This is a genomic window from Leifsonia sp. McL0607 (assembly GCF_049993355.1).
In the GTDB taxonomy this organism is placed as follows: domain Bacteria; phylum Actinomycetota; class Actinomycetes; order Actinomycetales; family Microbacteriaceae; genus Leifsonia.
This window is the reverse complement of sequence record NZ_CP188253.1, coordinates 1,165,255-1,178,824: the sequence shown is the minus strand read 5'-3', so window position 1 is coordinate 1,178,824 and position 13,570 is coordinate 1,165,255. Positions and strand designations below refer to the sequence as shown.

Sequence of the window (13,570 nt, the reverse complement as noted above, 5' to 3'; positions counted from 1 at the left end):
GGCACTTGCGTGCCCCTCGGCGGTGCGGCCGCTCGCGCCGTCACGCGCCTCCTGCTCCCCAGCTGCGCCGCTGATCGCTTCGGGTCGGGGATGTCCCTGAGCCTCTCCCTGGCCCGACCCTGAGATTCGCGCTCGAGGCTTGCGCTTCCCCAACTCGCGATATAGCGTGATTACGTCAACATCGCGATATATCGCGAGTCACCGAGGGCTCCGCCGGAGCCCAGCTGCACGAAACGACGCAAGGAGCGCGAGAAGCATGGCACAGGAGAAGTGGCTGATCCAGCCGGGCGAGAGCCGCACGATCGACGTGGAGCTCGTCCGCTCCCTCAAGGTCGGGCTGCTCGGCGGCCAGATCGACATCATCGGGCACGACGAGCCGAGCGCACGGGTGGAGGTCCACTCGGTGACCGGCCGCGACCTCAAGGTCTCGGTCGACGGCGAGCGCCTCGAGATCGACCACCCGCAGCTGCGGTGGGACAACTTCATCGAGGTCTTCAAGTCGATGAAGTCGAGCGCCCGCGCCGACGTCAGTGTGCTGGTGCCGCGCGACGTCGCCCTCAAGTTCGGCGTCGTCTCCGCCGGCGCCCTGGTCTCGGGCCTGAAGACCGATGCGCGCCTGAGCACCGTCACTGGCGACGTGATCATCGACGGTCTGGTCGGCGACCTCGAGCTCAACTCCGTCGGCGGAGAGCTGTCGGTGCGCGATCACACCGGTCGCATCAGCGCCCACACCGTCTCGGGCGACGTCACCGCGACCGGTACCATCCCGCGCTTCAGCGCCGACGGCGTCTCCGCCGACATCATGGTGGACGTCGCGGGCACCCCGGACGAGATCCAGGTCAACACGGTCTCGGGTGACACGACCATCCGCATCCCGGAGGCGCTCGGCGCGCGTTACCGCGCCAACACGGTCTCCAGCCGGGTGCAGCTCGACAACGTGATGGTCGTCGGCTCCCGAGGCAAGGGGTACTCCGCGACCACCGGCAGCCTCGACGGCTACTGGGTGGACATCTCCGTCAACTCGGTGTCGGGCGCCGTTTCGGTGCTGCGCAGCTCCGCCGAGCAGAACGGGGCGACGTCGTGACCCCCGCGGTCTTCGCGCACGGCCGCCTCCGCCTCTACCTGCTGAGTCTTCTGGCGGAGGAGCCGCGCCACGGTTACGAGCTGATCCAGGCGCTCAGCGACCGCTTCGGGGGCACCTATGTGCCCAGCGCCGGCACGATCTATCCGCGCCTGGCCAAGCTGGAGGAGGAGGGGCTCGTCACCAAGGCGACCGATGGCCGCAAGACCGTGTACTCCATCACCGACGCCGGTCGCGCCGAGCTCGCTTCGCGCGAGCATGAGCTGAACGCCATCGAGGAGGAGGTCACCGACTCCGTGCGCCGGCTGGCCGACGAGGTGCGCGCGGGCGTGAACGACGCGATGCGCACGCTGCGCGCCGAGCTGGCCTCGGCCGCACGCGAGGCGAAGCGGGATGCGACCCGCGTCGATCCGCGGCAGGAGGCGCGCGACGCGAAGCGCGACGCGCGCGCGGCGGCCAATGCGGTGGCACGGGAGGCCGAGGTCGCGATCAACGAGTTCCGGCAGCAGCTTCGAACCGACCTGCGTTCCCAGGCCGCTCGCGGCGCGCTCCCGGCGAACGTGGCGCCAGTCCTCAAGGAGGAGCTGAGCCGCGTGCGCAGGACGATCGCAGAGGTGGTCGGCCGCACTTAACCCGCGGGTGAGACGGGTTTCCGGGCGGCATCCAGAAAGTCTCAGCCCGTGCTCATCTCGCTCCCAGTGAGGCCCTTGACGAGTCGCACCCCGCGAGATTCCGCGGCAACGGACCTCCGGCGGCGAGCGGATCAAGCTCCGCCAGAATCACATCCTGGTGACGACGCAACGCGCCGACTTGACAGTGTTTTGGCAGCGAGTATTCTCGACCCTCGTGACAAACGAGGGGAGATCCCCGAAGCGGTGGTTGATCGGCGACCCGCTTCCGAGCGAGAAACTCGAAGGACAGCTACTCCCGAAGCACCTCGCCCTACCGATCTTCGCCTCTGACGCACTCTCCAGCGTCGCGTACGCCCCGCAGGAACTCCTGATGATCCTGCTGCTCGGCGGCCTGGCGTTCCTGTCGTTCGCCCCGTGGGTGGCGGCGGCGGTCGTCATCCTGCTCATCACGGTGGTGCTGAGCTACCGGCAGCTGGTCAAGGCCTACCCCTCGGGCGGCGGCGACTACGAGGTCGCGCACAAGAACCTCGGTGAGAAGGCCGGCCTGGTCGTGGCCTCCGCGCTGCTGGTCGACTACGTGCTGACCGTCGCCGTGTCGGTCGCCTCGGGCGTCGACAACGTCATCTCGGCACTGCCGTTCCTCGCGCCCTGGCGCGTGGAACTCGCGGTGATCTGCGTCATCATCCTCGCCGCGGTCAACTTGCGCGGCGTGCGCGAGTCGAGCAAGGCGTTCGCCCTCCCGACCTACGTCTTCATCGGCAGCATCTTCGTGATGATCGCCACCGCGCTCGTGCGCACGGCGCTCGGCAGCCCGCCGGTCGCCGAGTCGGCCGGGTACTCCGTCCACGCTGCCGGCATCGCGCAGGCGGGCGTGGTGCTGCTGCTCCTGCGCGCCTTCTCGAGCGGCTGTTCCGCGTTGACCGGTGTGGAGGCCGTGGCCAACGGCGTGCCGGCGTTCCGCACTCCCAAGGTCCGCAACGCCCGCACCACGCTCGGCCTGATGGGAGGCATCGCGATCGTCCTGTTCGCGGGCCTCACCGCCACCGCGCTCATCAGCGGCGTCCACTATGCCGAGAACCCCTGCGACCTCCAGGGCTGGGCGCAGTGCGCGACCTCCCCGCAGCGCTCGCTCATCGCGCAGATCGCGGCGGCGACGTTCGGCAACAACACGATCTTCTTCTTCATCGTGCAGGCCGCGACCGCGGTCGTGCTGCTCCTCGCGGCGAACACCGCGTTCAACGGCTTTCCGCTGCTCGGGTCGGTGCTGGCGCGCGACTCCTATGCGCCCAAGGCCCTCAACACCCGCGGAGACCGGCTCGTCTACTCCAACGGCATGATCCTGCTGGCCCTGGCCGCGACGATCCTGCTGCTCGTCTACCAGGCGAACCTCACGCAGCTGATCCAGCTCTACATCATCGGCGTCTTCGTGTCGTTCACCCTCGGCCAGTCCGGGATGGTGAAGCACTGGATCACGCTGCTGCGCAGCAGCGGCACAGACGGCGCCGCGTCGCTGAGCTCGCGCGAACGCAGCAGCATCGTCCGCTCGCTCTGCATCAACGCCTTCGGTGCGACGCTGACGTTCATCGTGCTCATCGTCGTCACGATCACGAAGTTCACGCACGGCGCCTATCTCGTGTTCATCTTCATGCCGCTCCTGTGGTTCCTGATGCTCGGCGTGAACCGGTACTACCGCGATGTCGAGAAGGAGATCGAGGTCGACCCGGTCACGACCTTCGGCAGCGTCGGCGACCACGCGATGGTGCTGATCGGCAAGATGCAGAAGCCCGCCCTCAAGGCCCTCGACTACGCGATCGCGGCTCGGCACGACTCGATCGAGGCCGTGCACGTCTCCATCGAGGAGGAGGCGACGCAGAAGCTGCAGCGGCAGTGGATCGAGCAGAACATCCACGTGCCGCTGACGATCATCGAGTCGCCCTACCGCGAGTTCGGCGTGCCGCTCATCAAGTACCTCAAGCATCGCCGCGAGGAGCACGGCTCCGAGGTCGTGACCGTCTACCTCCCGCAGTACATCGTGGGCCACTGGTGGGAGTCGCTGCTGCACAATCACCGCGCGCGCCGACTGAGCAAACAGCTCATGCTGTGCCACGGCGTCACGGTCACGCTCGTGCCCTGGCTGCTCGACTCCTCTTCGCTGATCTACGGCCGGCGCTCGCGCCCGCTCCCGGGTCAGGACCGTCGTGGCGAACCCGTGCGTCCCATCGCCCGCCGACCGCTCACGCCGGCGTCGGCGGCGCGGGCACGGATCCACATCCACTCGACGCCGATCACCATGGGGGAGCCGGAGGCCGCTCAGGGCGGGCTCGCGTCTCCCGGTGAGTTCGCGCCCCCCGGGGAATTCGCGGCTCCCGGGGAACTCGCGGTTCCGCCCGCGCCCGGGTCGGACCAGACGACGCCCGCTGCCGAGCGCTAGGCGCGGAGTCGTCGCGAACGAGTTGGCAGGACACGCCGCGTCGGCGGTACGCCTGGCGGTGTGTCCTGCCAACTCGATCGCGCGAGGGGCTTGACCTTGACGTAACGTCAACCTTTAGCGTGGGTCGCACAGCCCACGAGAGAGGGGGACGGACATGGTGGAGGCAACCGCCGACTGGAGCATCCAGGACATCGCGCGCATCGCCGGCACGACGAGCAGGACGCTGCGTCACTATGACGAGCTCGGCCTGCTCGCGCCGAGCCGGATCGGCGCGAACGGCTACCGCCACTACGACCGCGACTCCCTGGTGCGGTTGCAGCGCATCCTGCTGCTGCGCGACCTCGGCCTCGGCCTGCCGGCCATCGCCCGGGTGCTCGACGACCGGCAGGATGCGGTGCCCGCCCTCCGCGACCATCTCACGTGGTTGCGCGGCGAGCGGGAACGGCTGGCGCGGCAGATTGCGTCGGTCGAGGCGACGATCCACGCAGTGGAGGAAGGAGAGGAGATCGTGGCGGAAGAGATGTTCGACGGCTTCGACCACACCCAGTACAAGGAGGAGGTCGAGCAGCGTTGGGGGAAGGACGCGTATGCGGCCTCCGACCGCTGGTGGCGCGGGATGACCGCCGAGGAGCGCGCCGGTTGGCAGCAGCGGCAGAAGCAGCTGGCCGCCGACTGGATGGCCGCCGCCGAGCGCGGGGCGGAGCCGGAGTCGGAGGAGGCGCAGGCGCTGGCGCAACGGCACTGGCAGTGGCTGGCCGACATCCCGGGAACCCCGGGCCACGGCCAGGGCGGACCGCCGGCCGCCTACCTGACGGGCCTCGGCGACATGTACGTCGCCGACCCGCGCTTCGCCGCCAATTATGGCGGCACCGAGGGCGCTGCCTTCGTGCGCGACGCGCTGCGCGCCTACGCCGCGGCGCACCTCGCGTAGCCCGCGAACGCGAGGCGGCGGATTGTCCGCCGCCTCGGCGTTCTCAGCCCCACTGTGCGCCGTGTCGGCGGGTGGCGGCGTGCGAGAAACCGCTTTCTCGACTACTGTGGTGGGGTGCAGCAGGAGACGAAGCGCCGTGGGGCCGCGACAGACGAGGCGACCGCGCGGGCAGCCGAGTTGGAGGTCAAGCTCCAGCGGATCAGGCGGCTTCTCGACCGCCGAGGCGCGCCGGCCGTCGCCCTGTCGTCGCGTGAGAGCCTCGCCTGGCTGTTCGGCGGCGCACGGGTCACGGTGCCGACCAACGGCGACCCGGTGCTCAGCGCCGTGGTGTCCGCCGACGACCTGACCCTCCACGTCTACTCCAACGAGCGCGAGCGCCTGCTCGACGAGGAGCTGCCGACACCGCAGACGGCCACTGTCGTCGACCATCCCTGGTTCGCGCCGCTGCCCGGCACGGCCGGGCAGCTCCCATCCGGCGGGGTGCTGCGGGAGGCCGACGCCGTCCACGACCTCCGCGCCCTCCGCGCCCCGTTGCTCCCGATCGAAGCCGCGCGATATCGCGCGCTGGGTGAGGAGGTGGCCGCCGCGGTCACTCGCGTCGCCACCGGCGCCCGCCCCGAGCAGACAGAGCGCGCCGTCGCCGCCGCGCTCTCCCGTGAGCTCGTCGGACTCGGCGCCGAGCCGATCGTCCTTCTGGTCGCGGGCCGGAGCAGGCTGGGGCTGCGTCACCCGCTTCCCACCGAGGAGCCGGTGGGCGGCCGGGCGATGCTGGTCGTCGGCGCGCGTCGTCACGGCCTCATCGTGAACCTGACGCGGTGGATCGGATCGGAGCCGCACAGCGAGGGGGCCGACGCGCGGCTGTTCGAGGTGGAGGCCGACGCCTTCGAGGCGACCAGGCCCGGCCGCACGCTCGCCGAGATCCTCGGGGACATCGCGACCTCCTATCGCGAGCATGGCTTCGCGGCCGACGAGTGGATCCGCCACCACCAGGGCGGCCCCACCGGATATGCCGGTCGCGATCCCCGGGCCACCCCCGTCGCCGCTGACGTGGCCGTCGCCTGGCAGGCCTTCGCCTGGAACCCGAGCGCACCGCGCGTCAAGGTCGAAGACACGGTGCTCATTGGCGATCGGCGTCCCGATGTGCTCACGGTCGACCCCAGCTGGCCGTCCCGGGCGGTGCGCGGCATCGAGCGTCCGCTCGCCCTGCCCTTCGCCTGACACGACCGAGCCGACCGACCTCCCGAATCCCGGACACCGCAGCAGAACGGAACGCGATCATGACCGACCTCACCTTCCTCCGCGTTCGGGGCACGGACCTCGTGGACGAGGACGACCGCGTCGTCCGCCTGGCCGGTGTCGGCCTCGGCGGCTGGATGAACATGGAGAACTTCATCAGCGGCTATCCGGGCAATGAGGAGCGCATCCGCCGGCTGATGCTCGACCGGATGGGAGCGGAGGCCTACGAGGCGTTCTTCGACGAGTACCTCGACGGCTTCTTCGGCGAGGCCGATGCCGCCTTCCTCGCCGGCGTGGGCATCGACAGCGTGCGCATCCCGTTCAACTACCGGCACTTCGAAGACGACGCACGGCCGTTCGCGCTCAAAGAGGAGGGCTTCCGCCGCCTCGACAGGGTGGTGTCGCTGCTCGGAGGCCACGGCATCCGGTCCATCCTCGACCTCCACGCCCTGCCCGGTCGCCAGAACCAGCACTGGCACAGCGACAACCCGACGCACGTCGCCGAGTTCTGGAACCACCCGCACTTCCAGGACCGCGTCGTGCACCTGTGGGAGGCGCTGGCCGACCGGTTCAAAGACCGGCCGGAAGTCGCCGGGTACAACCCGATCAACGAGCCGTCCGACCCGAGCGGGGAGGTGCTGCTGCCGTTCTACGAGCGGCTGGAGGGCGCCATCCGCGCGATCGACCCCCGCCACGTGCTCTTCCTCGACGGCAACAAGTACTCCACCGACTTCTCGCTGTTCGACAGGCGAGCGGAGCCGTTGCCGAACGCGGTCTACACCGCTCACGACTATGCCCTGCCCGGCATCACCAGTGCCTCGGAGTATCCCGGGATCACCCGCGGGGAGTTCTTCGACCGAGCTGTGGTCGAGCAGACCTTCCTGCGTCGAACCGAGTACATGCGCCGTACGGGAACGCCGATCTGGATCGGCGAGTTCGGGCCCGTCTACCCGACCCGCGCCGAGACCGAGCCGTGGCGGTTGCGGCTGCTGCGCGATCAGCTGGAGATCTACCGCGACCATGGCGCGAGCTGGGCGCTCTGGACGTACAAGGACATCGGCCTCCAGGGGCTCGTGTCCGTCGCGCCCGACAGCGACTATCTGCGACTCGTCCGTCCGGAGCTCGAGGCGAAGGCGCGGCTCGGCGTCGACTCGTGGGGAGGCTCCGACGCGGGCGTGCGCGACATCCTCGACCCGATCGACGCGCTCTTCGACCGCGAGTTTCCCGGCTACGCGCCCTATCCGTGGGGTCGGCAGCCGCATATCGCGGTGCTCGTGCGCCACATCCTGCTCGCCGAGCCGCTGGCTGAGCGATTCGCCGACCGCTTCCGCGGTGTCGGCGCTTGCAGGGCGCGGGAGCTCGCGAGCGCCTTCCGGTTCGAGAGGACGGTTCAGCGCGGCCCGCTCGTCGACGTTCTGCGCGAGCACCTGGGCGTGAACGCCCCCGCGTGAGCCGTGAACCCTGTGCCCTTGGAGGGAGGAGTCAGGGCCCTTGAAGGAAGGAGTCAGGGCAGCGGCGAAATGCCTTCCTGGCGGGCGCGCCATCCCGCGCCGAATCCGACGGCCGCCGTCGCGTCCGAGCCCGCGGCGAGCAGGCCCGTGGCGAGCAGCAGACCGCCGTTCCCCGGGAGGTAGACGGGCAGCGAGTCGTCCTGCCAGTTGTGACCGTTGGCGAGGTAGGTGTTCTTGGGCTGGTCGAGCAGCAAGCAGTCGACCGCGAGCGACGGGAGGCCGAGCCGAGCGGCCGTCATCGCGGCCATCGGGAAGTCCCAGCCCCACGCCGTCTCCCAGCGCCAGTCGGCGAGCACGTCGTCGAGGGTGCGTCGCATCGCTGCCGCATCGACCAGGGCGGTCGGCGGGACGACACCGAGCGCCGCGAGCATGCTCGGATGGTCGTTGCGCTCGAGGAACGGAGGGGTGCTGAGCGCGACGTATCGCCCGTCGCGCATGGGCAGCGGCGACATCCCGGTCGCCACGTCGCGCCAGCGCGCGGGCACCGGCCTCCCGAGCTGTTCGAGCCATCGGCAGGCGACCTCCAGCGCCCACGACCAGTAGGCGAGTTCGAACGTCGGGTTCTTCGCCGTCGCTCGGGTGTCGGCGTACGACTCCTGCGAGGGGACGAGGGGAGGCCCGAGCTCGAAGCCCGCGGGCCCGCTCGCCGCGTACGCGGCCATGAACTCGGCCGTCTCGATGACGATCGGCGCCCAGCGTTCGAGCGCGGCCCGACCTGGCCGTGCCCGGCGGACGAGTTCGGCCAGGTGGATCGGATGCGGTTGCTGCCAGATCAGGAACGGGCCGATCGGGCTGGGTGCCTCTATCCCGTCGGGGCCGACCTGTTTCGGCCAGCGTGCACCGGGGAGTCCCTGGCCCTGCGCCGTCGCCCGGGCCCGGCCCATGATCCGCCCGTACCAGTTCAGCGAGCGCTCGAGCAGGTCTGGCCGGCCCCATTGCGCCAGCCAGCCGTGATGCCACCAGTGCATCTCCAGGTGGAACTTGCCGCGCCACGAGTTGAGCGCCAATCCCGTCTCGGCGGGTGGGAGGCTGCCGGCGCTGAGCGCGCTGAGGTATTGGGACAGCACGACCCGGCGTTCGAGCTCGCCCGCGCGGGGGTCGTCGCTGTCGGCGAGGTCGAGCGCGCCGCCCTTCTGCCAGAACGCCGACCAGTGCGCGGTGGAGGCCGCGAAGGTCTCCTCGGCGCCGAGCGCCACGCCCGGGCCGTCGCCGCGGAAGTACTCGACCGTCAGTGCCCAGTCGGTCGTCTCCGGACCGGGCCGCACGACGTACCGGTGCGGGCCGACCTCCTCCAGCACGGACCCGGGGGCGGTGACGGAGACGGTGTAGACGGTCTCATCGAGCGTCCGCAGGATCCGCCAGCCCGCCGGCGTGCGCTCCACTCGGCTGACGTGGGTTTCCGGGTGCTGCCAGTCCGCTGCGTTGGCCCAGGCTTCCGAACCCCCGGCGAAGGCCAACCGGAGGCCGAACTCGCCCCCGCCCCTGATCCGTACGCCGATCGCGTCGCGCTCCGGGTGGACGCCGGTGCGTACGGCGAAGCCACGGCCGGCGAGCCGGAAGCTGCTCGCGATGATGCCGGTCGCGAGATCCAGCGTCTGGTCGACAGCGGTCAGCGCTCCAGCATGCGGCTCGTCGCCTCCGGTCCACAGCCCGAGCCGGCCGAGGTCGAGCCGGTGCGGGTTGTTGCGGAGCCACTCCTCGGCCGGGCTCTGCCCGCTCGCGCTGACGGAGTCGAGACTGCCGCCGAGGTCGGCGTATCGTGCGGGCCCGTGCGGCGACGCGTACTCGCGCATGGTCGGTTCGAGCTCCACCCGACCCGGTGAGGAGTGCCAGCCCCAGTTGCTCAGGGTCCCGAGCAGCGTGCCGGGCACCTCGCCGTACCGCGCCGCGACAGGATACGAGTCGGGGAACGTCTGCAGCCCTGTCGGGTCGACCGTGAAGCAGAACTCACCGTTTCCGACGGTGAGCGGCGACAACGGGTCGAGGCCGCGCAGCCGGACGCGATGCCGGGCGATGAGGGCGGTGCGGTCGATTTCGGTCACGGGGTGCTCCTCCCGAGCGGGAGACTCCGATGCGGCGGCGGACCGCGAGGCCCGCGAGGCCCGCCCGCCGCACCGGCGTCGAGATCGGTGTCAGCCCTCGTTGTCGATGGACTGCTGCAGCTCCTTCAGCCAATTGGCAGCGCCCTGCTTGGCCGTCACCTTGCCGAACAGGATGTCGGACTCGGTGCGTTGCGACAGGTCGTTGAGGATCGACCCGCCGGCGGGCTGCGGCGGCGAGGTGACGCCGGTCTTGAGCGCGGACTCGAGGTAGGTGGCCGACTGCGTGTCGACCGCGCTCAGCAGCGGCTTCACCACGGCGAGGACGTCGCTGTTGAACGGCAGGCCGCGGTCGGCCAGGATGACCTTCGCCGCATCCTTGTCGTTCACCAGGTAGTTCACGAGGAGCGCCGCCTGGGCCGGGTGCTTGGTTCCGGAGGCGATCGACCAGAACTGCGACGGCAGCACGGACACCCCGTTGGTGGAGGTGTCCGTCGGAGGTGAGACGATCTGCACCTTGGCGTCGCCGAGACCCGCCGAGTACGCGCCGATCTGGTTGCTGTAGGCGAAGCTCATCGCGGCCTTGCCGGTTCCGAAGAGCGACTGGTCGGGAGTGACGTTCCAGTGCTGGACGATCACCGACGGGTCGGGCAGGCCGCCGCCCTTCACGAGGGCCTGCTCGCGCTCGTACCAGCCCTGGATGGTGGCCGCATCGGTCGCGATCTTGCCCTTGTCGGAGTAGATGCCGATCTTGTTGGTCTGTGCGACATACGTGCCCAGGATGTCCTGGACGCGCAGATCGAGACCGACCACGCCGTCTCCGGCCTTGGCGGAGATCGCATTGGCGGCCGTGACGAGGTCGTCCCAGGTCCACTTCGAGGTCGGCAGCGCGACACCGGCCTTGGTGAACAGATCCTCGTTCACGAGCAGGCCGATCGCGTTGCCGCCGGTCGGCACCCCGTACACGGTGCCGTCGACCGTGGAACTGCGCAGCGCCGACGTGGGGAACTTCGTCGTCGGCAGGTAGGTCGACACTGTGGAGAGGTCGAGGAGGGCGCCGGACGCGCCGTAGTCCTGGGGCTTCGAGCCGCCGAGGGCGAAGACGTCCGGGGCGGTGCCGGACGCGAAGTCGGTGGAGAGCCGGTTGAAGAGGTCGTCGGGGGCGCCGACCGGCTCTGCGACGACATCGATGTTCGGGTACTTCTTCTCGAAGTCGCCGAGCACGGTCTTCATGATCGCCGCGCGAGCGTCGTTGCCCCACCACGAGAGGTGCAGAGTGACCTTCTCGTTCGGGTCGTAGGAGGCCGTGGAGCCGGAGCCGGAGCTGCCGGCGCAGCCGGTGAGGACGAGCGTCGCCGCCAGTGCGGCGCCGAGCACGGCCTGGGTCATCAAACGTCTGTTACGCGTCATTGCGCCTCTCTTCGGTGCGAATCGTCAACGGGCGGGACTGGTGTCTCCGCCGCCTTCCGTGGAACGTTTCTCGCCCAGAGGGGCACCTGAGGTCGAGCGGGACCCCTTTTCGAGAAACCGGTTTCTCGAAAAGTAGCAGCGTCGGCATCGTCTGTCAACGCGCAGGACGACGACGGGAAATCCGGTGTCGCGCTCAGGCGGGAGCGGCGCCGGTCGACGCCCGGACTTCGACGCGCGGCTGGAACACGAGGTTGTGCGACGGCCGCTCGTCGCGGATGAGCGACCGCAGTCGCTGCCACGCTTCGACCCCGAGCTCCTGGTGAGGTACCGATGCCGTCGTGAGCGTCGGGGCGCAGAACTGCGCGAACGGGATGTCGTCGAACCCGGTCACCGAGATGTCCTCCGGCACGCGGACGCCCAGGTCGGCGAGACCGTTGATCAGGCCGATCGCGACGAGGTCGTTGAACGCGAGCGCTGCGGTGGCGCCCGTGTCGCGGACGGCGGACGCGGCGTCGAGCCCGTCCTCGAGTCCGGCGCCGGCCTGCACGCTCGTCACGTCGATGTCGCCGACCGTGGCACGGAACTCGTCGAAACCGCGCTGACGCTGAGCGGTGGACGCGCTCTGCTCCGGCCCCAGCACCAGGGCGAAGCGCCGGTGGCCCAGGTCGTACAGGTGCCGTGCCAGGCCTTGGATCCCTGACTGGTAGTCCACCGAGAGCGACGGTGCGGAGATCAGTGGGCTCGGCCGGTTGATGACCACGAGCGGCTTGAGGGTCTCGGTGAGCCGGAGGAGGTCGGTCTCCGGCATCCGCGGCGCGCAGAGCACGATCGCGTCGGTGCGCCGGCGGATCTCGGTCGCGAGCAGCTCCTCGTCGGCGGGAGACTCGGCCGAGTCGGCGACGAGGGCGCGGTAGCCGTCTTTCGCCGCCGTCTTGCTGAACCCCGAGAGCACCTCCTGGAACGTCGGGTTCGCGAGGTCGGGCACCAGGAAGGCGACGGCCTTGGTCTGACCGAGGGCGAGCGACCTGGCGAGATGATTCGGCTCGTACGCGAGCTCGCGCGCGGAGGCCCGCACGCGCTCCGCCACCGCGGGCTCGCCGACGAAGATGCCGTTCATGACCCGCGAGACGGTCGCGGGCGACACGCCCGCATGTGCTGCGACCTCGGAGATGGTCGCAGTACCCGATCGCCGCGCCATGTGTTCGCCCTTCGCTCGCTGGAATGGTCCCACACTAGTGCGTTGCGAGAAACGCGTCGTTTGACAATCGCCGCATTGAGCGGGCACAATCGGTCCGTCGCGTGAAACCGCTTTCTCGCGAGGAGCCGGACAAGGAGGTCTCGTGAGCAGTCTCGGCGAGCTGCGGAAGGTCGCACTGGCGGCCCGCAGCACAGGCCCCAAAGCGAAGCCGCGATTCACCGACAACAAGGCCGGCTACGCATTCATCGCCCCCTGGCTGATCGGCCTCGTGATCTTCACCATCGGCCCCATGCTCTACTCGCTGTACCTCGCGTTCACGAAGTACAACCTCCTGCAGCCGCCCAAGTGGATCGGCCTGGACAACTTCACGCAGATGCTCGGCGACGAGCGGCTCTGGAACTCCCTGCGGGTCACGCTCATCTACGTCGGTGTGGGCGTGCCGCTCCAGCTCGCGATCGCGCTGGCGATCGCGGTGCTGCTCGACCGCGGGATGCGCGGCCTCGCCCTCTACCGCTCGATCTTCTACCTGCCGAGCCTCCTGGGCGGATCGGTCGCGATCGCGATCCTCTGGGCGCAGGTGTTCGGCAAGAACGGGATCGTCAACGGCTTCCTGTCGATCTTCGGGATCGACGGGCCAGGTTGGATCTCCGACCCCAACACGGCGCTTGGCACGCTCATCGTCCTGCACGTCTGGACGTTCGGGTCGCCGATGGTGATCTTCCTCGCCGGCCTGCGGCAGATTCCGGAGCAGTACTACGAAGCCGCCCAGATGGACGGCGCAGGCAAGGTCCGCCGGTTCTTCTCCATCACCTTCCCCCTGCTGACGCCGATCATCTTCTTCAACCTGGTGCTCCAGGTGATCTTCGCCTTCCAGTCGTTCACCCAGGCCTACATCGTCTCCGGCGGCAGCGGAGGGCCCTCCGACTCCACGATGTTCTTCACGCTGTACCTGTACCAGCAGGCGTTCACCCAGCTGCACATGGGGTACGCGTCCGCGATGGCGTGGGTGCTGCTCGTGATCATCGCGGCGCTGACCGCCCTCAACTTCTGGCTCTCGCGGTTCTGGGTCTTCTATGACGACTGAGCGCCGCCGCGACCTCC

10 protein-coding genes are annotated in these 13,570 nt (G+C 69.6%); 7 read left to right on the top strand and 3 right to left on the bottom strand.

Going from position 1 to position 13,570, the window contains the following annotated elements; all coding sequences use genetic code 11:
* Positions 1-256 precede the first annotated feature (256 nt).
* From ACPPVW_RS05635 to ACPPVW_RS05610, 6 genes are all read left to right on the top strand, one after another.
* Positions 257-1,084: a DUF4097 family beta strand repeat-containing protein gene (locus ACPPVW_RS05635; RefSeq protein ID WP_426625541.1), complete on the top strand. Its 828-nt coding sequence runs from the start codon at positions 257-259 to the stop codon at positions 1,082-1,084.
* Positions 1,081-1,713: a PadR family transcriptional regulator gene (locus ACPPVW_RS05630; protein WP_426625540.1), complete on the top strand. Its 633-nt coding sequence runs from the start codon at positions 1,081-1,083 to the stop codon at positions 1,711-1,713. Before ACPPVW_RS05635 ends, ACPPVW_RS05630 begins: the two co-directional genes overlap by 4 nt.
* A gap of 247 nt (positions 1,714-1,960) precedes the next feature.
* A complete protein-coding gene (locus ACPPVW_RS05625; protein WP_426626254.1) occupies positions 1,961-4,144 on the top strand; it encodes an APC family permease in 2,184 nt (727 codons plus the stop codon).
* A gap of 154 nt (positions 4,145-4,298) precedes the next feature.
* Positions 4,299-5,075 (top strand): MerR family transcriptional regulator, encoded by a 777-nt coding sequence (locus ACPPVW_RS05620; protein WP_426625539.1) that lies wholly within the window; start codon positions 4,299-4,301, stop codon positions 5,073-5,075.
* Positions 5,076-5,189: 114 nt separating this feature from the next.
* Positions 5,190-6,293 (top strand): M24 family metallopeptidase, encoded by a 1,104-nt coding sequence (locus ACPPVW_RS05615; RefSeq protein ID WP_426625538.1) that lies wholly within the window; start codon positions 5,190-5,192, stop codon positions 6,291-6,293.
* 59 nt (positions 6,294-6,352) lie between these two features.
* Positions 6,353-7,762: a glycoside hydrolase family 5 protein gene (locus tag ACPPVW_RS05610; RefSeq protein WP_426625537.1), complete on the top strand. Its 1,410-nt coding sequence runs from the start codon at positions 6,353-6,355 to the stop codon at positions 7,760-7,762.
* Between the two features lie 53 nt (positions 7,763-7,815).
* On the opposite strand, the gene ACPPVW_RS05605 is transcribed toward ACPPVW_RS05610, so the two are convergent.
* From ACPPVW_RS05605 to ACPPVW_RS05595, 3 genes are all read right to left on the bottom strand, one after another.
* Entirely contained in the window at positions 7,816-9,864 is a 2,049-nt protein-coding gene (locus ACPPVW_RS05605) for a hypothetical protein (RefSeq protein WP_426625536.1), read from the bottom strand.
* 90 nt (positions 9,865-9,954) lie between these two features.
* Positions 9,955-11,250, bottom strand: coding sequence for an ABC transporter substrate-binding protein (locus ACPPVW_RS05600; RefSeq protein WP_426625535.1), 1,296 nt, complete (start codon positions 11,248-11,250; stop codon positions 9,955-9,957).
* Between the two features lie 214 nt (positions 11,251-11,464).
* On the bottom strand, positions 11,465-12,469 hold the full coding sequence (locus ACPPVW_RS05595; protein ID WP_426625534.1) for a LacI family DNA-binding transcriptional regulator: 1,005 nt from the start codon (positions 12,467-12,469) through the stop codon (positions 11,465-11,467).
* Between the two features lie 160 nt (positions 12,470-12,629).
* Between ACPPVW_RS05595 and ACPPVW_RS05590 the strand changes: the two genes are divergently transcribed.
* On the top strand, positions 12,630-13,553 hold the full coding sequence (locus ACPPVW_RS05590; protein WP_426626253.1) for a carbohydrate ABC transporter permease: 924 nt from the start codon (positions 12,630-12,632) through the stop codon (positions 13,551-13,553).
* Positions 13,554-13,570 lie beyond the last annotated feature (17 nt).

Excerpts from the sequence above, each read along its gene's own strand:
- ACPPVW_RS05595 (WP_426625534.1), bottom strand. The coding sequence starts at position 12,469 with ATGGCGCGGCGATCGGGTACTGCGACCATCTCCGAGGTCGCAGCACAT.
- ACPPVW_RS05610 (WP_426625537.1), top strand. The coding sequence starts at position 6,353 with ATGACCGACCTCACCTTCCTCCGCGTTCGGGGCACGGACCTCGTGGAC.
- ACPPVW_RS05600 (WP_426625535.1), bottom strand. The coding sequence starts at position 11,250 with ATGACCCAGGCCGTGCTCGGCGCCGCACTGGCGGCGACGCTCGTCCTC.
- ACPPVW_RS05635 (WP_426625541.1), top strand. The coding sequence starts at position 257 with ATGGCACAGGAGAAGTGGCTGATCCAGCCGGGCGAGAGCCGCACGATC.
- ACPPVW_RS05620 (WP_426625539.1), top strand. The coding sequence starts at position 4,299 with ATGGTGGAGGCAACCGCCGACTGGAGCATCCAGGACATCGCGCGCATC.